The organism is Treponema sp. OMZ 906 (genome assembly GCF_024181185.1).
In the GTDB taxonomy this organism is placed as follows: Bacteria; Spirochaetota; Spirochaetia; order Treponematales; family Treponemataceae; genus Treponema.
This window is the reverse complement of sequence record NZ_CP051196.1, coordinates 1839691-1862792: the sequence shown is the minus strand read 5'-3', so window position 1 is coordinate 1862792 and position 23102 is coordinate 1839691. Positions and strand designations below refer to the sequence as shown.

Sequence of the window (23102 nt, the reverse complement as noted above, 5' to 3'; positions counted from 1 at the left end):
GCTATCCCTTCTTTTCCTTATCCAAGGAGACGCGGATAATCTGCGAGGAATCTGCTTTGTGCATATCCAATTCTTCGACGGCAATTTTTTCTATCCGCTGCGGTTTTGAGAGGATGGAAATAGCCGAAATCTTCCGTTTATTTTCTGCAATCAGGCGATTCTGCTCATCGTTATATGCGTTTACCTCACGTTCCAGTGTATTGTAAACCTGCGATTGTTTGACGGTTAAGAAAAATAAACAAGGAATACTCACGGTAAGGATGAATGCTAACAAGTGCTTCATAGCGGTTATGACCTCCTCAAAGAGAGCTTTTTTATAACACGAAGCCGGGCGCTGCGGGACGGTGCGTTATCGGCTGTCTCTTCGGCAGAGGGGCCGACCGGTTTTTTAGTAAGCAAAGCTGCACGGGGCACGCCTCCACATGTACATATCGGCATTTCAGGCGGGCAAATACAGCTTTTTGCAAGGTCTCTAAAAAAATTTTTAACGATACGATCTTCCAGCGAGTGAAAAGAGATAACGCCCATTTTGCCCTCTGCCGCAAGGCATGCAAAGGCTTTTTCCAACAGGCGCGGCAGCCGGTCAAGCTCGCTGTTCACGGCAATCCGTAGGGCTTGGAACGTCTTGGTTGCCGGATGTATGGGGCCGTGTCTGAAGCGGACGGGAACCGCATGGAATACGGTTTCGCTTAACTGTCGCGCTTCCGTAAAGGGACGGTTTTCCCGTTCCGCGACAATAGCACGAGCGATCGGCCGCGAAAACCGTTCTTCCGCATAGAGGTACAGTAGATCCGCGAGTTTTTTTTCGCTGTAGGTGTTTACAATGTCGGCGGCTGTTAGCGATTCATTCGGGTTGATACGCATATCGAGCGGTTCGGCGGCGCTGAATGAAAAACCGCGCTTTGATTCCATATAATGGAAAAGAGAAATACCGAGATCAAATAATATGAGCGATGGGGCAGGTGTATTTTGAGGATAAGCATCGAAAAAAGCATCCGACCAGCCTAAAAAAAACTGCATACGCTCGCCGAATGGGGCAAGCCGTACTTTTGCCTTTGCTTGAATGGCAGGGTCGGCATCGATACCGATAACTTTTAACTGTGGGAAGTGAGTTAAAAAAGCCTCACTGTGGCCGCCTTCGCCTAATGTTCCGTCGATAAGAAGCGGATCGGATGTTTCCGGAGCAAGTAATTCCAGGCATTCTTGTAATAAAACCGGTGTGTGTATAAAGTTCATACATGTTAAAAACGAATAAGCCCCAAGTCCTCGCTCGCTTGATGGAAATCCGCCTCGCTTCCCTCCAGATAAGCCCGATATTCAGCCGCATCCCATAATTCAAGATAACGGTTGATGCCCAATAGCACGCAGTCTTTTTCGAGCTGCGCGTATTCACGTAAACTTTGGGGTATTGAAACACGTCCCGCCTTATCGATGTCTATTTCCTGCGCCGGAGCGATAAGTCTGCGCAGGACAAGACGGGAGTTTGCCTGAAACAATGAAGCGGATTGCATAACTTTTTCGGATAGCAATGCCCATTCTTCAGGAGGAAATATCCATAGACAGCGGTCAATTCCCCGGGTAATCACAATCTGAGAGCCCGGCAGTAAACAGCGTAGTTTTGCAGGAAACATAATACGCCCTTTTTCATCAAGCGTGTTATTATACTCTCCCGAGAACGCACTTTTTTCCACTTTTATCTACTTTCCTCCACTTTTACCCACCTTTCTTCATTTTACCGGTAAAATAATAAATGTCAATGCTCTTTTTGCCGATATTATGCAGCAAATGCATCAGACATTTTTTTATATCCTCGCGGAAAAATTGAGACTATTCGACCAGAGTTGAACCTTTTCCCTGATTAAATCCTCTAGTAGGAAGTGCAAAAAAACGTTATTTTATCGATAGGAGGATTGTATGATAGCTTTTAAATATGTGAAAAAAATTACACTGCTCTTGCTGTTGAGCATCGCGCTTACTGCCTGTACGACTACGGGACAGGGTAAGCGGCCGTCAGAATTATCGAGGCCGGTACTGATAGAGCGCCCCGAACGTTTTTTTTGGGAGATAAGGGGTAATAAGGGCTCCGTCTATGTACTCGGAACTATTCATGTTGCCGATAAAAGTTTTTATCCGCTTGAAAAGAATGTGCTGCGTGCCTTCGATAAAGCCGACCGGTTGGTGAGTGAGCTCGGTGGTATGGCCGAAATGGAAGCTCTCGTCGGTGAGATGCAAACCGTTATTATGAAAAATATGAATACCGACCCCAAAAAGAGTTTACTTAATGTCTTATCAGAGGATGAACTTGTTTTTCTGTATGAAATGATCGGCGATGATACGGTACATCAGTTTGCCTTATTTAATCCGTGGGTATTAAATACGGTACTGGCGCAGTTATTGACGATTAAGGCTGGTTTGCTGCCTGGAGACGGTATCGATATGTATTTGATGCAGCGGGCTGAAAATAAAAAAATCGAGGCGCTCGATACGGTAGAACAGCAACTCGCAGCGTTATCGTACGGTACTTTTGACGATCAGCTTGCTATATTAAAGGATTCTATACAAGCGTTGCGAGATATTGATAAGAGTACGGAAGCGATGCATAAAATTCGGGATCTTTATCTAAGCAATAATCGAAAAGAGCTCTCATCCCTGCTTGTCGAATTACTCTTGGAAGTGCCGTCTTCTTTTTCTGAAAAGAAAGCGCAAGCCTATATTGATGCACTGTTGACCGATCGGAATCGAATATGGGCGCAGAAATTCGACGAGTACTTGCACGAAGGTGGCAATACGTTTGTCTTTGCAGGTAGTGCGCACTTCCTTGGAAAGTCAAGTGTTTTTGAAATTATGCGGCAGAAGAATATGCTTGAGTAAAGCGACAGTGCCGCTTTAACAGTTGAAAACCTCTAAAATCCCTCGTCCTTAGATGAGCCGACTATTCCTTCTTGCCGAAGCCATACTCGTCCCGTTCGGGAGGTGTGTACCAATCAACGGCAAACCAAAGGTTGGGGTCGGCAAGGTCTTGTGCAATTTTTCCGAGTGCGACCTTTGCCGTCGTTTCTGCGATAAGATAGCGTTTGCCGTTGTGCGTAAAGCGGGCGCCTTCTCCGGTGCAGTCTACGGCGGCAACCGCATGGCTTTGTCCGGGAGCAATCATCAAGATTGAATCGATGTTGAAATGCTGCAATATCACCGCCATCAACAGCGCACGGCTGTCGCAATCGCCGCTCTGATCGGTACACACAGCCGGTATGTTTAAAAAGTCAGCCCCGTTTTCATCTCGCTTGTAGGTAAAGTTTTGCATCCATGCAAGCAAAGAAGCGGCAACGGCTTCTGCCGAAGGCATTTTCCCTTCTTTACTCACCTCGATTAATTCCTTTTCCAGCATCAGCGAAAGATGGCGGCAGCGAGCAATACTGTCGCGATAAATCATCCGGTAATAGCGCTGCCATGCTTTTTGCTGCAGCGGGGAATTGAGGTAGCGTGTCAGCAGGGCAAATTCGCGGTCTATTACTGCCTGGTTCGCTTCGGAATCGGAGCGGTCAAAATGCACGAGAAGTTTTTTTCCGTTAAAGAGCACTTCTTTTTTTACCGTTCCTTCTTTGGGATAAACGGCCTGAATCATCGGGCCGGGTTCAAAAAAGGACTGACGGCTGATGAACACCGCATCCAAGCAGGAAATCATCATCGGCTCATATTCCTGCGCTTTTGCCGCCTGTGTTGTTGTTAAGACAACCAGCCATCCCTTTTGTTCGGCGAGCGGCTGCACCAAAAGCCACCCCGCCTGTTTTTGGTTTTGCTGTGTAAATTGAAGGTTTGCAACGAGTGCGGGGTTGCCCTGCATCAAAAATTGTATCGCTTTTTTTTGCGCTTTCAGTTGAGAAAAAATATGCTCTGCCGCAGCGGTTACCGTACCGAACTGCTGATACGGGTAGAGCGCAACCTGTAATCCGACGGGGATAATTGTATTTTGATAAAGATAGCGGGAATTATCCCGTGAATTCACCTGTCTGAATCCCTCCGGTAAATCCAATGTATAGCCTAATGAAGGATTGCTGATCAGTTCCGCCCGAAGCGGATAGCCGATACAAAACGATAAAAGAATGAAACATAACAAGTGCTGAAATTTTTTCCGATTCATCATATACTCCCCACTATGCACAATAGTCAACAAAATATTGTAAAGAAATCCATTCCGATTGTATATGAGGACGAGTCAATTTGTATCGTTAATAAGCCTTACGGTATTCCGGTACAGGGCGGCGCGCATATTTCCGTGTGCCTTACCGAGATTTTAAGCAAGCAGCTCAGGACAGAAATATTTCCGGTACACCGGTTGGATAAAGAAACCTCCGGCTTATTGGTAGTTGCAAAAAACGCCTCCACCGCCCGTTCGTGCCGTACCTTGTTTGAGTCGCGGGCGGTCGAAAAGGAATATCTTGCATTATGCTTCGGCAGTTTTGAACATTCTGTAAATAAAAAAATACTGAAACCTATTCCGAAAGAAGGCATTATCGATACGCCGATTATGGAAAACGGCACGCCAAAGCCTGCCTCAAGTGCATACAAACTGCTTGCAGGTACTGACGCATACAGCTTGTTCTCCGTCCGATTGCATACCGGCAGAATGCACCAAATCCGTATTCACCTTGCCGGTATCGGCTGCCCGATTATTGGCGACGACAAGCACGGAAACTTTGCATTAAATAAACAGCTTTGGAAAACCGCCCGCATTAAAAAGCTCCAGCTCTGCGCATACCGCCTCCGATTTCCCATCGGCGGCACGCTTCGCCTCTTTACCGTGCCGGTACCCGAACATATACAGGCGGCGATTGATATGCTGATGCCGGAAACTATATGCGGCCTTTCTTGACAGGTGCATAAGCGCAGGGTATAGTTTTAGCGCTATGCACTATAAAGTTTTATTCAGAATAGAAAAGCTTCAGTTGATCGCTAAATTGCAAAGTAAATTAGTCAATTACCGAAATTATTGCAAAGAAACCGGTGATACGGCGGAAATTGAAATCGTGTTTGCCGGAGACGTTGTACAATATTTTAAGGATCTTGAAAATGATTTTACGGACTGCGGTTGCGACATAGCCCTGTGCCATAATGCCTTAGCGGGGCAGGGGATGGACGACATACAGTATAAAAATATCAGAACCGTACGTGCCGGAATCGGAGAAATCATCAAACGGAAAGCAGAAGGCTTTATCGAGTATACGATTGAGTAAAAAGAGGAAGAGGGGAGGTACCCTCTTTAAAAGAGTTCACCTCTAAAAGCCTCAATTCTGTACATTATTCTGTGTACTTTCGCTCCTCGTTTTGGCTCTCCGCCGTTAGATCCAGCAGCGCCTGCCGCTCTTTTGCGGTAAGGTCGCGGAATTCTCCTGCTTTCAGGGTGCCCAGCTCGAGGTTCCCGATGCGAACCCGCACCAGCCGCTTTATCGTGCAGTTAAATGAATCCAGTACGCGGCGGATTTCTCTATTCTTTCCTTCGACAAGTACAATCCGCAGCTTACGGCGGTTAATGGCAGCGGCTGAACGGCATTTGTAAAAAATGCCGTCAACGCGGATACCGCGTTCAAAGCGGGTGAGCAGCTCCGGCGGAAAGTCCTGCGTGGTTTCGATAACATATTCCTTTTCGATCTGCGCCGACGGGTGTTCTATCTTTGCGGCAAAATCCCCGTCGTTGGTAAAGAGAATTGCTCCGCTCGAAAACATATCGAGCCTGCCGATGTTGTAGAGCCGCTCGCTGTAGGTCTCTTTTAAAAGATCTGCGGCAGTGGGGCGTCCTTTTTCGTCGGAGAGCGTGCAGACAAAGCCCGCCGGTTTGTTCAAAAGTACGTAGCATTTGCGCGCTTCGGGATGCACCGGCTTCCCGTCAAGGAGTACCGTATCACCCGTGCGAACCTTGCTGCCCATGTCGGTAACAAGCGTTCCGTTTACGGAAACATGCCCCTCCGCGATAATCTTTTCGCAGGCACGCCGCGACGCAATCCCCGCATGGGCAAGATACACTTGCAGCCGCATCTCCTGCTTGTCGCTTTTTCCGTTATCTTCGGGAGCTGTACCGTTGTTGAAATATTTAGTTCGCTTGCCGTTGTTTTCGTTACCTTCATTATGGGTGCCGTTATCGAAAGATTTTATCCGTTTGCTGTCGAAAGCTCGGGGCAATTTGGAAAAATGATTGTTATCGCGCAAGTTCGAACCGCTCCTGTTCCGTCTCATCCATCTTGGGTAAGTCCGCGATGCTGTTTAAACCGAATACTTTTAAGAATTCCTTGGTCGTGCCGAATTGTACCGGCTTTCCGGGAATGTCTTTTTTCCCCACTTCTTTAATCAGCTCTTTTTCTACCAAAAGCCTAATCATCGTGTCGGCGGAAACTCCGCGGATTGCCTCGATTTCGGCACGGGTTATCGGCTGAGAATAGGCAATAATCGACAGCGTTTCCATTGCAGCGCGCGAAAGCCGGTTCTCGTTCTTTTTACCGTAGCGGTCTTTCAGCGCATCCCAAAATTCTTTTTTAGGCGTGATAATCCAGCCGCCCATCATCTGTGTAATTTCGATACCGCTCGAACCTTCCGAATATGAATCTTTCAGATTTTTAATGCATTCTTTTACGACATCGACCGATAAGCCTGCAATTTTACTGATTGCAGCGTCGTCAAGCGGCTCTCCTTCCAAATAGAGGATTGCCTCTACGAGGGCTGTTTCTTTTTCCATTTTATACTCCGTCATCATTGCGGGCAGCTTCCCACGGGCGTATTTTTATATCGCCGAACATCCTGTTTTGCCAGATGCTTGCCATCCTGAATTTGACCGCCTCAAGCAACGCCATGAAAGCGCAAATAACATCCAGCAGATTTCCCTTCCGTACAATCAAATCGGTAAAAAGGCATTCGCCCTTTTCTTCCAAAAATTCGTTCATCAGCGTCAGCTTTTCATTTACGGACACCTCTTCGTACAGGTCAAGAATTTGTTCCGAGTTATAATTGGACATCAGTTTGGAAAACGTCCGTAAAAGCTCCCACGTATCAACCCGCTCCCACAGGTTCTCTTCGGTAAAAGGAAGCGCGTGTTGTATTTTCTTGCGTTCAAAAAACCATTCGGCCTCGCTTTCTTTTTCTTCCATTAAAACCGACAGTTTTTTAAATTTTTGATACTCAATCAGCTTATTGACCAATTCCGTACGCGGGTCTTCGATATCCTCATCGTCCGGATCGATCTCGACGGGAAGGAGCATCTTGCTTTTAATATAGACAAGGTGCGCCGCAAGTTCATAAAACTCGGTTAAGCTATCCAGATTGAGGCTTACCGCGTAATCGAGATATTCAAGGTACTGTTCGGTTATATCGCTGATGGGAATATCGTAGATATTGATCTCATTTTTCTTAATTAAAAAGAGCAGAAGGTCGAGCGGCCCTTCAAAATCATTGACTTTAAACGCAGTCAGCGCTTCGACGTTCTGTTCTTCGTGCTTTTCATCTTCGGCAGTCATGATCATTCCTTAAAATACAACAGTGTACATTCATTCATTGATACGCACACGGTACGATTGAATATAATGAGATTTATTATATCGAAGAATGGAACTTTTGAAAATATACGATGCATCTACTGCTCAGAGACTTTTTCGTACGCCTTGATCGGGTAAGGCAGCGAGTGCGGCGGCGAGCGGCTGGTGCGTAACGGGGTCACGGTAGTCGGGATACAGCTCCAGCAGCGGGATGAGTGCGAAGGCTCGCCGGTATACCGCCGGATGCGGGATGATAAGCGGAGGATTATCGAGCTTAACAATTTGACTTCCGAAAAAGAGAATATCGATGTCGAGTGTGCGGGGGCCTTTGGGAATCTCGGCTTCACGGTTCCTGCCGTAATCCGCTTCAATGTGCTGGAGCGTTTTAAGCAGCGATGCGGAACTTCCTGCATAGTTTCCCGATACAACCATGTTGTAAAAATCATCCTGATCAAGGTAATCCTGCGGTTTTGTGATATAGACGGAGGAGGTTCGAATATCGTTTAAGAATGATGCGAGCCGTTTAATGGCCTCTGCAAGGATTGCTTTTGAATCTCCGCGGTTGGAGCCAAGTCCCAATATAATTGTTTCCATAACTAAATTTTCGGCCTCTTTACAAAAGAATAGTATACTTTTATAGTAGCGATATTATTTTACATTGTCATCATTTATAACAAAGGAGATATGAAGATATTATGAGTAAATTTTTGGCGGATGCCTCTTTTTGGGAACTTTTTCCTCAAGCGCAGCTCGGTGTGGTGTTGTTAAAGGGAATTGATAATAGCGGCGAAAGCGTCCGCGATATAAAGGTATTACTTTCTCGAAGTAATGCCGATGCGGAAAAATTTTTGGTAAAAAATGTGTTCAGCGAAAACCCCGTTATCGCTATCTGGCGGGATGCGTATCGGAAGTTTAAGACGAAGAAAGGCGTCCGATGCAGTATCGAGGCGCTGCTCAAGCGGGTGGAAAAACAGAATCCCGTTTCGTACATCAATCCGCTGGTAGATATTTACAATGCCGCATCATTGCAATTCGGTTTACCGTGCGGTGCGGAAGATAGCGATGCCTTTGACGGCGATTTGATCCTCGGTATTACAAAGGGCGGCGATGATTTTTTTGCGCTCGGCGATGAAGAGCATAGCCAAACCCTGGAAGGGGAGTTGTGCTACCGCGATAATAAAGGCGCCGTCTGCCGCTGTTTTAATTGGCGTGACGGGCAGCGCACGATGATTACGGAAAATACAAAAAATGCGTTTATCATCATGGAAAATCTCGATCCTGCCCGCTTGGAAGACTTAAAAGCTGCATTGGCGCTTATCGGCGAATATGCTCAAAAGTACCTTGGAGCCTCGGTTACAACCGAAATTTTGACGCAAGCGAATCCTTCTATAGAGCTGTAATCAACACCCCCGAGGCAGAGCGTTGCCGCGGAACAGCGGGTATTAAACGCTCCGTATGATACAGTATGAAGCTGAGAAGCGTGGACGTTTGGATATTGTATCCTTAGGTTTGCAAGCTCTCAGCTTTTTTTATTCGCGCGGATGCGTAAAAGAAACAAGACTCCGGTTATATTCCCGCTCCTAAATCGGCAATTGTTGTTTTGTTAAGCGAATCTGCCATCGCTTGTTGCGCCTCTTGCAATGCAGCATCGAGCACGCGGTGAATCTTGCTTCCGACAGGGCATTGCGGATTTGGATTCGGATGGAAATTGAAAACCTCCCGTTCCTCTGCTCCCTCATTGATTGCGTTGTATACATCCAGCAGCGTGATTGTATCAGCCTTCCGTGCCAAGTGTGAACCGCCGATCCCTGCTGCAGTTTTTACCAATCCGGCCTTTTGCAACTGCAGCAAAATCTTCCGTATGATAACAGCATTGACACCGGTGCTTGCAGAAATAAAATCCGAAGTAACGCGCATATCCTTTTCAAAATATTGAATGCACAAAAGCGTATGAACCGCTGCTGTAAAACGAACACTGATTTTCATATTCCACCCTTATCTCATTTTTTTATAATAGCGCCTGCAAAACCTCGCCAATGTCATCATTGATACAGAGCGACCGCTTTTCTATTTCGTACGGTACAAACGCTTCCCCAAAATTGATACAAACATACTGTGCATTCGGGTTTTTTGCCGTCATCTGCCAAAACGGATACTTTATAATTCCGGGAGTGTTTCTCCCAACACCCAGTTCAAGAAACAACACATTCCCCGTTCCTTCTTGTTGACCGGAACGGCTTGTTATATTCCGGCTTTGTAAAAAACTTCCTTGAGATGCAGCAGTTGAAGAAACATCAGTTTCTGAAAACTGTTGCATTGATGCGCGATCAGCGCATACGTCAATAATCGATGTTTGCCGAAAGGCAAACTCGAAGTGTTTTTCAGCCGCGCTATTTAAGCGGCTGAAAATAAACCTTTCATATCGAGCGGCTGCCTTAGACCAGCCCTCATCTGTAACAAAAGTGTCATCTGCCCGAAGGTTCATACTCATCGGTTTTCCGCAAACAGGACAATGCGGTACAAGTTCTGATGGGATTTTCATCTCGTTGCGGAATTCCCACATTGCACGGATTTGTTTTTCGTTGTCATAGGTTTTGTGATGACACGGTTCACTGCATTGAAACAGCCCGTAGTCGCCCTGCGTATAAAACAGCCGCTCCTTGTCAAAACCCGCTTTTTGGAAGCAATGGTCTACGTTTGTCGTAAGCACAAAATAATCTTTGTTCCGCACAAGCGAAAGTATGTTGTTATAAACCGGTTTGGGCGGATCCATATAACGGTTTATCATAATATAGCGGCTCCAGTATGCCCAACGCTCTTCAAGCGAGGCAAAAGGAGCAAATCCGCCCGAATACATATCCTGAAAACCGTATTTGACCGCAAAATCGGAAAAATATTTTTCAAACCGCTCACCCGAATAGGTGAAACCTGCCGAAGTGGAAAGACCGCTCCCTGCGCCGATAACAACGGTTTCCGCTTCGGAAATAATCTGTTTTAATTGCTCAATAGCTTCTCTCATATAAAATCCTCCGGTAAATCCCTTCGTCTTGCACATGCAAAAACGCTTCACGTGCAGGAATAGCATGACGCCCATTCACCAGCGAACGGAAAAAAAGTTGGTTGTTCTTATGAATTTACATCTATGACTATACAGCGGCTTGATTGTAATGTCAATAGAACTTCTGAATTTTTTTATCCGGCTAACACCGTTTAGTCTCTCTGTTGGGGCTGATCGGTGTTTTTTTATCGTTTTCCCTCTTTACTAAATAATAATATATCGTTATAATACTATCTATAAAATAAAAGAGTGTTGAACTATCCGTTTAAACATAGGTAAAACGGTAGCACATAACACCTCTTTTAATGAATAGGAGTATAAATTATGAAGTACGCAACATTCAGTATCCCCCCGAAAATTGTACACGGGGTAGGAGCCTTGGAATTCCTTTCTACCTTGGAAGGGAAAAAAGCCGCTATTGTTACCGGCGGAAGCTCGATGAAAAAATTCGGCTTCGTCGATGAAGCGAAGGGCTATCTGGAAAAAGCAGGTATGCAAGTGCTGGTTATCGATGGCGTAGAACCTGACCCTTCCGTTAAAACCTGTAAAGAAGGCGGCGCAAAGATGGCAGCCTTTAATCCCGACTGGATTATCGCATTGGGCGGCGGTTCTGCAATGGATGCTGCAAAAATCATGTGGGTGTACTACGAATATCCCGGCTATAACTTTGACGACTTAGCTGCCTTCAAATTCCCGAAGCTGCGGACAAAAGCAAGGCTGGTCGGTGTTCCTTCTACCTCCGGAACCGCTTCCGAAATCACCGCCTTCTCCGTTATTACCGACACGGAAAAGAATATCAAGTATCCGCTCGTAAGCCCTGATATTATCCCCGACATTGCAATTGTTGATGATAGAATCCCTGCAAAGATGCCGCCGCTGGTAACGGCTCAGACAGGTATGGACGTTATGACCCATGCTATCGAAGCATACGTGTCTACCGCTCATGACGATTACACTGACCCCTATGCGCTTGAGGCAATCCGGCTGGTATTCGAGTATCTGGAACGGGCTGTTGCAAACGGGAACGATATGGAAGCACGCGGAAAAATGCACACGGCATCTACGGTTGCCGGTATCGCATTCAGCAACTGCTCACTCGGTATCGTACACTCGATGGCGCATAAGATCGGCGGTGAATTCCATCTGACACACGGTGAAGCAAACGCAATTATGCTTCCGTATATTATCAACTATAATAGAAAAGAAACCGACCGCTACAGCAAGCTGGAAGGCGCTTTGGGTATTGACGATATTGCAAAGGCTGTCTCTGCCTTGAACCGGAAAGTCGGCATTACCCGCACCATTCAGGAAGGCAAGAACACTGTTATTGCAGAAGATAAATTCCTCAAGGTGTTGGATTTGATGAGCGAAAGAGCCTTTAACGATGCGTGTACGCTGACCAACCCACGCAAAACCTCTCCCGCCGATATTAAGAAGATTTACCTTGCTGCTTATTACGGCAAGGAAATTGATTTTTAAAAATATAAACATTTCAGGAGAAGAGCAATCGCATCAGATAGATAAATAAAAATCGCAGAATAAGTGAGGTTGGGCAAGCATTTGAGACGCAACGCGGCGAAATTCTGCTTGAACGACCTCACTTATTCTGCGGGGCTGTTAAAAATAGTCTGATGCGATTGCTCTGATGGTTAGTAGCCCAAGGCCTCCTTCTCCGCTTCCAGTTCACGTAGGCGGGCTTCCAATTCAGCTTCTTTTTCGCGTTTACACAAGGGACATTCAAAATGCTCTCCGTCGATGTACCCGTGCGTGGGGCAGATGGAGAAAGTCGGCGATATGGAAAAATACGGGATACGGTAATGGGACGCAACCGCTTTAACCAAATCACGGCACGCCTGCCACTCTTTAATCGATTCACCTAAGAAGATATGGAATACCGTACCGCCGGTATATTTACGTTGCAGCGCTTCCTGATGATCCAAGGCTTCAAACACATCGGCAGTATACGAAACCGGCAGCTGGCTTGAATTGGTATAGTAAGGATCGCGCTCCCCGGAGGTGATAATATCGGGGAACTGCTGCTTGTCATGCCGCGCAAGCCGGTATGAGGTGCTTTCGGCGGGGGTTGCTTCAAGGTTAAAGAGGTCGCCCGTCTGTTCTTGAAAATCAGCGAGCCGCTTGCGCATGTGGGTCAGTACTTTTTCGGCAAAGGCCTTACCGGCGTCTCCAACGATAGTTTCACCGAGGAAGTTAAGGCATGATTCGTTCATGCCGCAAATCCCGATTGTAGAAAAGTGGTTGTTCAAGTGCTGGAGATACCGGCGCGTATACGGGAAAAGCCCTCCCTCCAACAGCCGCTGAATCACCTTGCGCTTAATCTGCAAACTGGTTTTGGCAAGTTCCATCAGATAGTCGAGGCGGTCAAAGTATTCTTTTTCCGTACGCGCAAGGTAGCCGATTTGCGGCATATTGATGGTAACCACGCCGATGGAGCCGGTAAATTCATCGGAGCCGAAAAGACCGCCGCCTCGTTTCCGCAGCTCTCGCTTATCCAGCTGTAAACGGCAGCACATGGAGCGGACATCGCTCGGGTTAAGATCCGAATTGATAAAATTCTGAAAATACGGAGTCCCGTATTTTGCCGTCATCTCAAAAAGGAGGGCGGCGTTCGGGCTGTCCCACTTAAAATCTTCGGTAATATTGTAGGTCGGAATAGGATACTGAAAGCCGCGCCCTGCCGCATCGCCTTCCAGCATCAGCTCGATAAAGAGCTTATTGATCATATCCATTTCCGCTTGGCAATCGCCATAGGTAAAATCGGTTTCCTTTCCGCCGACCACTGCTTTTTTATCGGCAAGATCTTTGGGGCATGTCCAGTCGAGCGTGATATTGGTAAACGGTGCTTGGCTCCCCCAACGGCTCGGCGTGTTAACCCCGTAGATAAAGCTTTGCAGACATTGCTTTACACTCTTTTCGTCCATCTTATCGGCTTTGACAAAGGGCGCGAGGTAGGTGTCGAATGAGCTGAACGCCTGCGCCCCCGCCCACTCATTTTGCATAATGCCGAGAAAGTTCACGATTTGCTGAATCAAGGTGGAAAGATGGCGCGCAGGCTTCGATGTAATCTTGTCGGGAACGCCGCCTAAACCCTCTTGGATAAGCTGCCGGAGCGACCAGCCCGCACAATAGCCCGAAAACATCGAAAGATCATGGATATGGAAAGCGGCTGTCTGATGCGCTTCGGCGATTGCCGGTGTGTAGATATTTTTAAGCCAGTAGTTTGCCGTTATCGTGCCGGAGTTATGCAGGATGAGACCGCCGAGCGAAAAATTGACATTGGCATTCTCGTTGACCCGCCAATCGCTTTTACTCAAGTAGCCATTCATCGTTTTGTCGATATCGATCATCAGCCGCTCCGCATCGCGGACAGCTTCCCGTTTTGCACGGTAGAGGATGAAAGCCTTTGCGATTTTTGCTTCATTGCGTTCGATTAAGACATTTTCGATAATATCCTGAATTTCCTCGATTGCGGGAATAGAATGAGCATGGCGCGAAGCCATCAACTCTGTCAGTTTCTCTTCCACCGCAGCCGTCAGCGAATCGGCTTTTTCTTCATCCGCCGAACCGGTAACCGCCTCGATTGCTTTTTGAATGGCTATCTTTATTTTATTCCGATTAAAGACTTCAATATCACCCGACCGTTTTACTACCGACCGCAATACCGGCTTTGTTTCTATCGTTGTGTCTCCTAAAAAGGCCGTCCATTCAGGAAATACCGCTTGATCCATGTTTTTCTTCCTCCCCATATTTGACATGTGAGCATCTCTAAAAATCTCAGTTTTTTAAAGATGCTCATGTATTTTTTTCACCTCATTGATAAATTCATCAAGGTCATTAAATTTCTTATATACCGATGCGAACCGGATATATGCCACTTTATCTACGGTGTATAAACGAGCAAGTACCATTTCGCCCAGTTCCGTGCTCTTGATTTCTTTCGCGCTCTTACTATTCATAACCGCCGCATCTTCAATATCGCTGACGATGTTTTCAATTTCGTTCATCGAAACGGGACGTTTTTCCAGCGAACGTTCGATGCCGCGTTCCAATTTCGCGCGGTCAAAGGGTTCCCTCCGTCCGTTTCGTTTAACCACCATCAGCGGTTTTTCTTCTATCCGCTCATAGCTGGTAAAGCGGTACCCGCAGCTGAGGCATTCTCGTCTCCGCCTGATACAATCGCCTTGCCCGAGCGTTCGGGACTCTACCACTTTGTCGTCAACACTTCCGCAATACGGACAGCGCATATTTTCTCCCTTTTTTAATTGTTTTTTTTAATCGGCGAAAAACGCCGAGAGTGTTTTCCACTGTCGTTCGAGCACTTTGTTGCGTGCCGGAAAAATGGCGACGGTCTTTTTTTCTCCGGTACGTAAACACAGCATACATTTTATAAACTCTGTTTTAAACAGACCTTTGACAAAGCGCTCAGTTTCGACTTTTTCGATGTCTGAGAAGGAATACTGCTTGCGCAGAGCAAGAAAAACAAGGCCTACCCGATACTCTATGGTCTTTTTCGTGCAGTTAAAACGCCACCGATCTACGTAGCATAGCACAAACAATGCAAAACAGCTCAGTATGATTCCCAAAATCGGCAGCTGGCGCCGTTCACTATACATAAGGGCTGAGGCCGCAACAATGCACAGCAACATAACGGCGTACCCTGTCCGCGTACCGAATGAAAGGAGTGAAAAGGTAAAATTATCGTTTTGTTTTTTTGTAGGCAACAGGGGCTTATCCACGGTTCTTCTTCCGATTGTACCGAGCTAAAAGAGCGATACCGATAAATCCGCCTGCAATCATCATAAAGCAAAAGACTTGTCCGGTAGAAATATTTTTGAACGAGCTAAAAAGATAGATATTTGCCTCGTCCGCAGCAGCAGCAATCCGGAAGCCCAGCTCATAATCGGGCTGGCGGAAGTATTCGATGAAAAAACGAACAACCCCGTAACCGATGGTGTAGAAGCAAAATAAAAAGCCGTTAAACGGTTTTTTATTGCGTACCAGCCATACCGCAATCCAGAGGAGTACTCCTTCAAAAAGTGCCTCATACAGCTGGCTCGGGTGGCGGGGTAGGTTGACATACTGCGCGCCTTCCTGTATGGCGACTCCTGCTTTTGCTGCAAACTCCCGTACCCATGCTTCTTTAACCGGGAAGCAGTCGTGGAGCGGCACCGACGGAAAGAGCATACCGATGGGGCTTGTCGTAATACGCCCGTAGAGTTCGCCGTTGAAAAAGTTTCCGAGCCTTCCGAAGGTGTAGCCAAGCGGTATCCCCGCTGCTGCGGTATCCGCCCATGCAAAAAAGTCCTGCTTATGCCGCTTTGTCCACAGAAAGGCGCCTAAGAAGCAGCCGATAAAACCTCCGTGATACGACATCCCTTGCAGCCCCGTCCATTCTCTTGTTTTGGAAAACGGCCAAAAGATCAACCACGGCTTTTGCCAATAAAGCCATTCCGGCTCATATACCAGCGTTGCAAAAATGCGGGCGCCGAGCATCAGTCCGAAAAGCGACCAGGTAAAAAAGTCAATAATATCTTCATTCGTGATAGGCTTTTCGCTTTTTGCATACCGTTGTAATTCGCCTTTATTAACCTGTACCTTAAACAGTACGAATGCGATTGTAAAGGCAACGAGGTACATAAACCCGTACCATCGTAAAAAGGGAAAGCCCGGAATAATCTCCGGTTGTATCCACGACGGATATTGAATAGCACAAATCATAAAAATACCTCTTATTCCGCCGTAAACTCGATTTTATCTTCAATTTGCTTACAGACTATCCTGCCCTGTTTTGAATCGAAAGTGAATATGACATGAGAAGCCGGTTCGCGTACTTCATAATATCTGCCGTGACTTTCCAAAATAACGCCGGGGTACACGGTGCCGGTTACCTTTATTTCCGAAGAAATATGCGATTCAAAATTTTCTTTCAGCTTAAAAATCTTTATGCCGAGAGATGTGTTTGATTTAAGTAAGATGACTTTTTGTTCCCGCAGTTCTTGGATACGGTCGGCAGGGGTTTCCGAGTCGTTTAATTCCCCTTCTATGCGGGCAAGCTCCAACAGGTTGTCCTGTGTCTGTTTTTCGTATACCTCTATCTTATCTTTTATCAGGTAGTCTTGTCCAAATGAAATAATCGTACGGACGGTTTTGTAATCCCCTAAATTTCGCACATTGATACCATGGGCCGCATGAGCATTTCCGCCGATAAAACTACCGGGCTCCCCGGTCATAATCAGCTGACCGTTTGTTTTAACGACACAGCGGAAACTGTACTCATTGATATAGATATTACCGCCTGCAAATAGCCGTGCCGTTTCGGCAAAATGGAGCGCCATCGTATTCTTTGCCCACACCGTGCCGCGGCTTTCTCCCCGTATGCCGCCGTTCATTAAAAGCGATTCCTTAGTGTACACCAGCGATACGCCTGCATCTCCGTTGACGGTTAAACAGCCGCCCGCTTTTACGCTGCGATCTGCATCAATATCCCCGTTGATAATCACATCACCGGCAAAGATAATATCGCCGGTTTCTTTATTTACATCCGTATCGATAATCTTTGAATTGAGTATTTTGAGCTTTTCACCGGTACGTATCAACTCCCCATGCACAGCCGCTACGAACGAAATTTTTCTTCCTTGTTTAATAACACGGATGGTGTTATCGGTTTGGGGCAGTTTTAACAGTGCTGCCTGATTGATTTCTATAGTGTTTCCGAATACATCGGAGCCCTTTTCGCCGGCTTCCTGAAAGAATGTTTCCAGGAGGGTTTCTCCCCGTTTTACCGAAACACTGTTTGAATACCCGAAATCAACCTTCCAGTCGAATTGGTACGAATGCGGGGCAACCGGCTGTATACCCCTACTGACGGTAAATTTAACCGGTGCGGAAGAAAGTCGTGCTTCGTAAATAGCGTCTTTCAGTATTTTGTCGGTATACCGATCAGGAGGCAGGTTCACTTCGTCCAATGCTTTTTTTAAGCGAGAAAGCGAAAGGCGCGCTCCTGCCCCTCTTCCCGATTCGAGAATGAGAGAGGCTTCCATTTTGTCGTCGCTGATAACAGCTTTGACCGTAGCATCTTTATACGGGATAATACGTAGCTTGAGGCCGTCAGGGCTTTCCGCCGATAAAAGAATACCGTTGCAACCGGCCTTCAATTCGTCATTCGTTTGCGTGATATTCCGTAAATCCAGCACAAAAGGATCATTGCCCGGTAACCCCGGAATAGTATTCCCGTAAATATCCGCTCCACTTGTCCCGAGTTCCGATTTTGAAAATTCATACAGTAGATCATGTTTTGCGACGATGGAAAGAGATTGTGCTTCGGAAAGCGGGAAATCTTTGTCGTATATCATCTGCGGCTGCTCACGAGCTGTTCCCACTGCATGGAGCAATTTCTTGCGGAGCAGAATATCTTCTGCCTCATCCAATTTCGTAATGTGCGGAATAAGCGACCGGTCTTTTCCTCGTCCGGGTAGTGTGCCTTCTGCAATGACAAGCTCAATTTCCCGATCGGGAGCTTCGATAAAAGCATCTATTTTTTGATCCAGCACTTTAAAATCGATGTTTGCAATCTGGCTGTTATTCAGCATTGTTGTAATCAATTTTTTATCGATATTGTGCGGCTCGTCTTTTGCTTTCCGTATATAGAGCGTTGCTTTTGTTTTGTCCGGATCGATAATGAGCCGCGTATCGAAGGATGGATCAAGCTCGATTTCGAGGGGAAGCGGTACTGTCGTTCCATACACTATTTTATCAAAGTAACGTTCAAACTGTTGTGCATTAATAAGGTTTTCGGTAGACACCCCTTCTTTTTTTGCCTGTTCAACTATTTCCTCATAGGCGGGAAATACGCAGTTTTCTTTATTGTCTACGCCGCTGACGGAAAAATACCACTTTTTATTTTTTTCGTTTTGTTTTATCGTCCACTTCATATTATACCGCTTATATACGATACCCTTGTTCAAGGGCTATTTTTATTTTCCGCTTTAACAAAGCATTTTCTTTCTTTAAAACGGAAATCTCATATTGCTGGCTCTTGAGCATTTCGGCAATATCGTTCATTGACAGTGCTTCACTGCCGATAAGGTCTTCGATATAGCCCATCTTTGAGCGGAAGTCGGTTTCGGCTTCCAATTCGGCAGACTGAAATGTCTCATCGGTATATTCGGCGTAATCCGCCACATTTTGAAAAGTTTCGGTTTCGGACTGTAGAATTTTGTCGGCAATGCGGTAGATTGCCTGAGAAATCATAGCTTGCGGTTTGTATAGGATGACAGGTAAACGTGATGCAAGCGCCGTATCCTGTATTGTATCCCGGTAAATAACACCGAGGTGTTCAAGATTGATGTTGAGGTATTCCTGACATGATCGGCGGATCTTTAAGGCTTTGTCGGCATCTTTCGGATCGTCGAGCATATTCATAATAAGCCGGGGCTTAAATTTATGCAGATTGGACAAAAAAAGCTCGGTGTTTTTAGGATCGATTTTTTCGAGTTCGGTGATGATGCGAGGAATGTACATTCGCTGCATGGACGAGGAATCGGATTTGAGCTTTTCAAGGTATTTAAAACCCGGACTGTTCCGCTTAAAAGCTCCGTAAAGCATACGAAATACGACATTTTTTAAGAAAAGGTACGCGTTCAGTATCGCGGTAACCGATGGTGCGGTAACGACAATGCCCTGCGGGGAAAGCAAAAAGAAATCCAGAATACCGAGGTGTGTTCCTGCACCGAGGTCAAGAATCAAGTAGTCTGCATCCATTTTAAGCATATTTTTGATTAAGCTGTTTTTATCGGAGGCTTTTAAGGCTGCGAAGCCGGGAATTTCGGAGTCGCCCGGAACAAAACGTACGTTCGGATACCCCGTATTTACAATAATATCTCCGAATGAAGAATTTCCCGACAAAAAAGTACCGATTCCGTGCGCGTTCGATTGCTGCCCAAGAACCAAATGAAGATTCGATGCGCCTAAATCCAGATCGGCAACCAGAACATTTTTTCCTGCCTGTCCGAGGGCAATTGCAAGATTCGCGGAAAGAAGACTTTTTCCGACCCCGCCCTTTCCGCTAGCAATCGGTATTATTTGCATAATACACACTCCCTTTTATAAATGAATAAAACAGCAACACCGTATCGACTGCAAGGAAAAAAAGCACTCCCTTTGAAAAATCGAGACTGCCGTTGCTCGGTGCCGAGTTAAAGACAATCCCTATTATAGCAAATCCCCGCTGAAAAATATAGAGGAATTCGGCGCAAACAGCAGTTAATTTGAACAATGCGGATGCATAGAGTGCCCAGTGGAAGTCTTTTTCATTTAATGCGAGCATCAGCCATAAAAGTACCGGCATACAGAGCGCCGCAAGTGCACTATATTTAAAGAAGGATATCTTCTGCAGATAGCCGACGGAAAAGGCGGCAATATAAAAAACTTTTATTATTTCGTACACAAAAGCGGCACAATAGGCAGCAACCGTTTTCTTGTTCATTTCTATAGAGTGTATGCGCAAGATTACGTTAGGTCAAGGGCTCGCATCAGTCTGGAAAAACAGCATAAGAAATTTTCTTGACAGAAAAAATTTCATCGTTTATCATAAAAGTTAAGGAAAGTAAGAGTGGCGCGTTGCGCCGGTCTCTTATCAAAAAATTAAGGAGGAACACAGATGAAAAAGGTTTTATTATCTTTATGCTGTGTACTTGCCGCCGTTTCGCTGTGTGCGGCGGGAGAGGATTTTTATAAACTGGGCTCACTTGAAAATAGGGTAACAGCCGGTGGGTTCAGCAACGAAATTGACGACCAATTTTCGGCCGGTTCGGCATTCGGTTCGTATGACCGTCATTTTATCTACGGCGGCTTGGGTAACCCCGGTGCCGGAGCAATGAAACAGGGCGGAAAAGCATCCCAAACTCTGAAAGATGAAATTAATTTCGGTTACTATATGCCGTGGAAATTCCCGATGTCTTTTTATATCCGCTTTCAGGCAAGTTCTAATTCCACTAATATTATTACTCCGGAGAAGGGTGGAACTCAAAAGACCTGGGATTCTTCTGCTCATGGGAAAGTTATCAATACAACGACAACATCGTATTATGCAGCCCCTTTGTTTAAAAAAAGTACGTTTAACTTTCAGTATTTAGTCGGGCTTGGAACCGATATGAATTTTGTAGCCGGTTTCCAGTTTGCATATTCCGGTGATAAAACCAATTTCGTCCCTGCAAATAATGTAAAAACGACATATAAAGATATGAATACTCCTGCAAATAGTTATACAGAGCATAGCAAAACTATCACAGGGGCTAATGTTGACACTGCAATCGGTAGTGCGGCTGATTTTAAGACATTTACACAGGGAGGCGGTAATATAGCTGCTCTTCCTGAGCTCGTAGATTCATTTTCATTTAGGATTCCGGTTGCTTTTACAACAGGCAAATTTGAACATACGGCAGCCTTAAAAATCGGTTCTGAGATAAAAAGTAAGAACGGTTATTATTACTATAAGAATAATGATAAGACCATAGAGAAGTATGCAAATGTTAGCGCATTGACAGCCGAAACTGATTTAAAACTGGAATATGATATCAGCATTCCTGCTGCCGACCGCGAAACGGATAGCTGGGGCGTAGGAGGATCGTTGGGCTTCGACTTTACGAGCGATAATAAACATGTCCGCTATTCCTATAAGAATGCCGCATTTTTAGGAAAAGACGGAAAGCTTAATATAACGCACAAGCCGCAGGTAGGTTTCGGAATAGATGTGCATGGATCCCGATCCTTAAACTTTGCTTCTCCCAAAAAAGCGGTACTCTTTAATGTAACACCGACTCTGGAATTGAAGATGCATACTGCTATGGATGGCGGCGCGTATGACGAAAAAATTAGCGGTTCCGCTAACATTAATAATGCGAAGTATTATTATATCAAGAAGACGACAGGTGATTCCGAACAGTATAAGAATAAAACAACGTTGACGGCGGAGGTATCAGTCCCGATGGGCTTACGCTTATTGCCTGAAAACTGGAAGATCGGTTTTCTCCTTGGGGTAAAGCCTTCGTTGGAGACAACCGTTACGGTAAAAAGAGATACGGCTAATAACCATAAGACGCAAAAGTCAACAACAGACGATAATGGCAATGTTAGTACATCGGGCGGGACGCAATATCCCAGCAATACATACGACAATACACCGATCTCAAAAGACTATACATGGAAGGTTACTGAAGAGCATAGTATCGGTATTACCATTCCGTTTGAAGGCGGCGCTCACCTTGATGCTGAATTGAGTGGAAATCTGCTTGATATTACTAGTTTTAAAATCCAAGCATTTATTCCGCTGGGGTCAGGAAAAAAGGCTGCTTCAAATAACTAGCATGAGGCATTCTTAATATGGATAAGCGGCAGGCTGCTTTAGTGCGGCTTTGCCGCTTTTTTTATACTAATCAATTGAAAAAAAGCTCTCTGCCCTTTATAATACTCCCGGAAAATTACCGTATAAGGAAGGTATGTATGAAAGTAGCCGTATTGGATGGATTCACGCTTAATCCGGGGGATCTGTCGTGGAAGATTTTACAGGACATTGCGGATATTACGATATATGACAAAACCGCACCCGATGAGGTGTACGAACGGGTAAAAGACTGCGAGGCGGTTTTATCGAATAAAGTTGTATTTTCAAAGGACTTGATTGCGCGGTTACCCAAGCTGCGGTACATCGGCGTGCTGGCGACCGGCTACAACGTTATCGATGTAGAGGCCGCTCATGCGGCTGGGATCACCGTAACGAATATTCCCAGCTACAGCACCGACAGCGTTGCGCAGCTGGTATTTGCATTCATCTTACAGTTTTATTGGCACGTAAAGGAACACAGTGATGAGGTTCACGGCGGTAAGTGGAGCCGCAGCGAGCATTTCTGCTATACCTCGTTCCCGACGTTTGAACTGACGGGGAAGACGCTCGGTATTATCGGGTTTGGGCACATCGGGCAAAGGGTTGCGGAAATTGCGCTTGTGATGGGGATGCGGGTACTCTATGTTAACCGCTCGCCCAAAACGGTACCTCATCTCGCTGCGGCGAAGCAGGTTGACATTGCAACCTTGCTTGCCGAATCCGACATTATCAGCTTGAATGCGCCGCTTAACAGTGCAAGCGAAAAAATAATCGATGCCGCAGCGCTTACGAAAGTAAAGCCGGGCGTGCTTATTATCAATACCGGACGGGGGCCGCTTATCGATGATGAGGCGGTTGCCGCAGCGTTGAAAAAAGGTTCCATCGGCGGCTATGCAGCCGATGTACTGAGCGCTGAGCCGCCACCTGCAAATCATCCGCTGTTCGGCTGCCCCAACTGCTTTATAACGCCGCATATCGCATGGCAAACCCGCGAAGCGCGGACGCGCCTGTTGCATATCGCCGCAGATAATGTAAAAAGCTTTCTTGCCGGTAAACCGCAGAATGTAGTGTAAGGAGGGGGTAACAAATACAAACACATTATAAATATTTTAAGCGTTTGTGAGGGGGC

General features: G+C 46.0%; 24 protein-coding genes. 7 read left to right on the top strand and 17 right to left on the bottom strand.

The genetic code is table 11. From position 1 onward, the window contains the following. Window position 1: 1 nt before the first annotated feature. The 3 genes from E4N69_RS08375 to mraZ are packed head-to-tail and all read right to left on the bottom strand — an operon-like array spanning window position 2 to window position 1691. The gene (locus tag E4N69_RS08375; protein ID WP_162663869.1) at window positions 2-283 is read right to left on the bottom strand and encodes an FtsB/FtsL family cell division protein; all 282 of its coding nucleotides are present in this window, start codon (window positions 281-283) and stop codon (window positions 2-4) included. Window positions 284-288: 5 nt separating this feature from the next. Further along, window positions 289-1236, bottom strand: coding sequence for a 16S rRNA (cytosine(1402)-N(4))-methyltransferase RsmH (gene rsmH, locus E4N69_RS08370; protein ID WP_253823543.1), 948 nt, complete (start codon window positions 1234-1236; stop codon window positions 289-291). 5 nt (window positions 1237-1241) lie between these two features. Then, window positions 1242-1691 carry a division/cell wall cluster transcriptional repressor MraZ gene (mraZ, locus tag E4N69_RS08365; protein ID WP_253714047.1) on the bottom strand — a complete coding sequence of 150 codons (450 nt, stop codon included), beginning with the start codon at window positions 1689-1691 and terminating at the stop codon, window positions 1242-1244. Between the two features lie 223 nt (window positions 1692-1914). Here mraZ and E4N69_RS08360 point away from each other — a divergent pair, with 223 nt between their 5' ends. Further along, on the top strand, window positions 1915-2871 hold the full coding sequence (locus tag E4N69_RS08360; RefSeq protein ID WP_162663867.1) for a TraB/GumN family protein: 957 nt from the start codon (window positions 1915-1917) through the stop codon (window positions 2869-2871). Between the two features lie 61 nt (window positions 2872-2932). On the opposite strand, the gene E4N69_RS08355 is transcribed toward E4N69_RS08360, so the two are convergent. Further along, the gene (locus E4N69_RS08355; protein ID WP_253714046.1) at window positions 2933-4138 is read right to left on the bottom strand and encodes a hypothetical protein; all 1206 of its coding nucleotides are present in this window, start codon (window positions 4136-4138) and stop codon (window positions 2933-2935) included. Between E4N69_RS08355 and E4N69_RS08350 the strand changes: the two genes are divergently transcribed. Both E4N69_RS08350 and E4N69_RS08345 read left to right on the top strand, forming a co-directional pair. After that, window positions 4115-4870, top strand: coding sequence for an RluA family pseudouridine synthase (locus E4N69_RS08350; protein ID WP_253823542.1), 756 nt, complete (start codon window positions 4115-4117; stop codon window positions 4868-4870). The two genes, E4N69_RS08355 and E4N69_RS08350, sit on opposite strands and share 24 nt — an antisense overlap. Window positions 4871-4904: 34 nt before the next feature. Beyond that, window positions 4905-5231: a DsrE family protein gene (locus E4N69_RS08345; protein ID WP_162663865.1), complete on the top strand. Its 327-nt coding sequence runs from the start codon at window positions 4905-4907 to the stop codon at window positions 5229-5231. A gap of 64 nt (window positions 5232-5295) precedes the next feature. On the opposite strand, the gene E4N69_RS08340 is transcribed toward E4N69_RS08345, so the two are convergent. From E4N69_RS08340 to folK, 4 genes are all read right to left on the bottom strand, one after another. Next, on the bottom strand, window positions 5296-6030 hold the full coding sequence (locus tag E4N69_RS08340; protein ID WP_253824895.1) for a pseudouridine synthase: 735 nt from the start codon (window positions 6028-6030) through the stop codon (window positions 5296-5298). 160 nt (window positions 6031-6190) lie between these two features. Further along, window positions 6191-6724 carry an SMC-Scp complex subunit ScpB gene (gene scpB / locus E4N69_RS08335; RefSeq protein WP_006189743.1) on the bottom strand — a complete coding sequence of 178 codons (534 nt, stop codon included), beginning with the start codon at window positions 6722-6724 and terminating at the stop codon, window positions 6191-6193. 1 nt (window position 6725) lies between these two features. Then, window positions 6726-7499, bottom strand: a complete 774-nt coding sequence (locus E4N69_RS08330; protein WP_253823541.1) for a segregation and condensation protein A — start codon at window positions 7497-7499, stop codon at window positions 6726-6728. Window positions 7500-7622: 123 nt separating this feature from the next. Then, complete coding sequence (folK, locus tag E4N69_RS08325; RefSeq protein ID WP_253823540.1) at window positions 7623-8111, bottom strand: 2-amino-4-hydroxy-6-hydroxymethyldihydropteridine diphosphokinase; 489 nt, start codon at window positions 8109-8111, stop codon at window positions 7623-7625. 101 nt (window positions 8112-8212) lie between these two features. On the opposite strand from folK, the gene E4N69_RS08320 reads away from it, so the two are divergent. Next, entirely contained in the window at window positions 8213-8917 is a 705-nt protein-coding gene (locus E4N69_RS08320) for a B3/B4 domain-containing protein (protein WP_253714042.1), read from the top strand. 166 nt (window positions 8918-9083) lie between these two features. Here E4N69_RS08320 and E4N69_RS08315 read toward each other — a convergent pair whose 3' ends face one another. Further along, complete coding sequence (locus E4N69_RS08315) at window positions 9084-9503, bottom strand: Rrf2 family transcriptional regulator (RefSeq protein WP_253823539.1); 420 nt, start codon at window positions 9501-9503, stop codon at window positions 9084-9086. Between the two features lie 22 nt (window positions 9504-9525). After that, window positions 9526-10536, bottom strand: coding sequence for an SIR2 family NAD-dependent protein deacylase (locus E4N69_RS08310; protein ID WP_253823538.1), 1011 nt, complete (start codon window positions 10534-10536; stop codon window positions 9526-9528). A 363-nt stretch (window positions 10537-10899) separates the two neighbouring features. Between E4N69_RS08310 and E4N69_RS08305 the strand changes: the two genes are divergently transcribed. Beyond that, a complete protein-coding gene (locus E4N69_RS08305; protein ID WP_253823537.1) occupies window positions 10900-12054 on the top strand; it encodes an iron-containing alcohol dehydrogenase in 1155 nt (384 codons plus the stop codon). Window positions 12055-12224: 170 nt separating this feature from the next. On the opposite strand, the gene E4N69_RS08300 is transcribed toward E4N69_RS08305, so the two are convergent. From E4N69_RS08300 to E4N69_RS08270, 7 genes are read right to left on the bottom strand one after another with little or no spacing between them, the layout of a single operon-like run. After that, a complete protein-coding gene (locus E4N69_RS08300) occupies window positions 12225-14321 on the bottom strand; it encodes a ribonucleoside triphosphate reductase (RefSeq protein WP_253823536.1) in 2097 nt (698 codons plus the stop codon). A gap of 54 nt (window positions 14322-14375) precedes the next feature. After that, complete coding sequence (gene nrdR, locus E4N69_RS08295; protein ID WP_162663859.1) at window positions 14376-14837, bottom strand: transcriptional regulator NrdR; 462 nt, start codon at window positions 14835-14837, stop codon at window positions 14376-14378. 27 nt (window positions 14838-14864) lie between these two features. Continuing rightward, window positions 14865-15314 (bottom strand): hypothetical protein, encoded by a 450-nt coding sequence (locus tag E4N69_RS08290; protein ID WP_253823535.1) that lies wholly within the window; start codon window positions 15312-15314, stop codon window positions 14865-14867. Between the two features lie 7 nt (window positions 15315-15321). Then, window positions 15322-16311, bottom strand: a complete 990-nt coding sequence (gene lgt, locus E4N69_RS08285) for a prolipoprotein diacylglyceryl transferase (protein ID WP_162663858.1) — start codon at window positions 16309-16311, stop codon at window positions 15322-15324. A gap of 11 nt (window positions 16312-16322) precedes the next feature. Next, window positions 16323-18524 (bottom strand): FapA family protein, encoded by a 2202-nt coding sequence (locus E4N69_RS08280; protein ID WP_253714036.1) that lies wholly within the window; start codon window positions 18522-18524, stop codon window positions 16323-16325. A 10-nt stretch (window positions 18525-18534) separates the two neighbouring features. Beyond that, window positions 18535-19680 (bottom strand): nucleotide-binding protein, encoded by a 1146-nt coding sequence (locus E4N69_RS08275; RefSeq protein ID WP_162663856.1) that lies wholly within the window; start codon window positions 19678-19680, stop codon window positions 18535-18537. Next, window positions 19658-20077: a hypothetical protein gene (locus tag E4N69_RS08270; protein ID WP_253714035.1), complete on the bottom strand. Its 420-nt coding sequence runs from the start codon at window positions 20075-20077 to the stop codon at window positions 19658-19660. The genes E4N69_RS08275 and E4N69_RS08270 overlap by 23 nt, the downstream gene beginning before the upstream one ends. A 174-nt stretch (window positions 20078-20251) precedes the next feature. On the opposite strand from E4N69_RS08270, the gene E4N69_RS08265 reads away from it, so the two are divergent. Together E4N69_RS08265 and E4N69_RS08260 are read left to right on the top strand one after the other, a co-directional pair. Continuing rightward, on the top strand, window positions 20252-21955 hold the full coding sequence (locus E4N69_RS08265) for a hypothetical protein (protein WP_253823534.1): 1704 nt from the start codon (window positions 20252-20254) through the stop codon (window positions 21953-21955). Window positions 21956-22092: 137 nt separating this feature from the next. Continuing rightward, window positions 22093-23046, top strand: coding sequence for a D-2-hydroxyacid dehydrogenase (locus E4N69_RS08260; protein ID WP_253823533.1), 954 nt, complete (start codon window positions 22093-22095; stop codon window positions 23044-23046). Window positions 23047-23102 lie beyond the last annotated feature (56 nt).

What these genes read in the sequence shown, in the direction of transcription:
- E4N69_RS08355 (WP_253714046.1), bottom strand. Translation starts at nt 4,138, where the DNA reads ATGAATCGGAAAAAATTTCAGCACTTGTTATGTTTCATTCTTTTATCG.
- E4N69_RS08260 (WP_253823533.1), top strand. Translation starts at nt 22,093, where the DNA reads ATGAAAGTAGCCGTATTGGATGGATTCACGCTTAATCCGGGGGATCTG.
- E4N69_RS08345 (WP_162663865.1), top strand. Translation starts at nt 4,905, where the DNA reads ATGCACTATAAAGTTTTATTCAGAATAGAAAAGCTTCAGTTGATCGCT.
- lgt (WP_162663858.1), bottom strand. Translation starts at nt 16,311, where the DNA reads ATGATTTGTGCTATTCAATATCCGTCGTGGATACAACCGGAGATTATT.
- E4N69_RS08320 (WP_253714042.1), top strand. Translation starts at nt 8,213, where the DNA reads ATGAGTAAATTTTTGGCGGATGCCTCTTTTTGGGAACTTTTTCCTCAA.
- E4N69_RS08275 (WP_162663856.1), bottom strand. Translation starts at nt 19,680, where the DNA reads ATGCAAATAATACCGATTGCTAGCGGAAAGGGCGGGGTCGGAAAAAGT.
- E4N69_RS08360 (WP_162663867.1), top strand. Translation starts at nt 1,915, where the DNA reads ATGATAGCTTTTAAATATGTGAAAAAAATTACACTGCTCTTGCTGTTG.
- E4N69_RS08305 (WP_253823537.1), top strand. Translation starts at nt 10,900, where the DNA reads ATGAAGTACGCAACATTCAGTATCCCCCCGAAAATTGTACACGGGGTA.
- folK (WP_253823540.1), bottom strand. Translation starts at nt 8,111, where the DNA reads ATGGAAACAATTATATTGGGACTTGGCTCCAACCGCGGAGATTCAAAA.
- rsmH (WP_253823543.1), bottom strand. Translation starts at nt 1,236, where the DNA reads ATGAACTTTATACACACACCGGTTTTATTACAAGAATGCCTGGAATTA.
- nrdR (WP_162663859.1), bottom strand. Translation starts at nt 14,837, where the DNA reads ATGCGCTGTCCGTATTGCGGAAGTGTTGACGACAAAGTGGTAGAGTCC.
- E4N69_RS08315 (WP_253823539.1), bottom strand. Translation starts at nt 9,503, where the DNA reads ATGAAAATCAGTGTTCGTTTTACAGCAGCGGTTCATACGCTTTTGTGC.
- E4N69_RS08375 (WP_162663869.1), bottom strand. Translation starts at nt 283, where the DNA reads ATGAAGCACTTGTTAGCATTCATCCTTACCGTGAGTATTCCTTGTTTA.
- E4N69_RS08265 (WP_253823534.1), top strand. Translation starts at nt 20,252, where the DNA reads ATGAAAAAGGTTTTATTATCTTTATGCTGTGTACTTGCCGCCGTTTCG.
- E4N69_RS08300 (WP_253823536.1), bottom strand. Translation starts at nt 14,321, where the DNA reads ATGGATCAAGCGGTATTTCCTGAATGGACGGCCTTTTTAGGAGACACA.
- E4N69_RS08270 (WP_253714035.1), bottom strand. Translation starts at nt 20,077, where the DNA reads ATGAACAAGAAAACGGTTGCTGCCTATTGTGCCGCTTTTGTGTACGAA.
- E4N69_RS08310 (WP_253823538.1), bottom strand. Translation starts at nt 10,536, where the DNA reads ATGAGAGAAGCTATTGAGCAATTAAAACAGATTATTTCCGAAGCGGAA.
- scpB (WP_006189743.1), bottom strand. Translation starts at nt 6,724, where the DNA reads ATGGAAAAAGAAACAGCCCTCGTAGAGGCAATCCTCTATTTGGAAGGA.
- E4N69_RS08340 (WP_253824895.1), bottom strand. Translation starts at nt 6,030, where the DNA reads ATGCGGCTGCAAGTGTATCTTGCCCATGCGGGGATTGCGTCGCGGCGT.
- E4N69_RS08280 (WP_253714036.1), bottom strand. Translation starts at nt 18,524, where the DNA reads ATGAAGTGGACGATAAAACAAAACGAAAAAAATAAAAAGTGGTATTTT.
- E4N69_RS08330 (WP_253823541.1), bottom strand. Translation starts at nt 7,499, where the DNA reads ATGACTGCCGAAGATGAAAAGCACGAAGAACAGAACGTCGAAGCGCTG.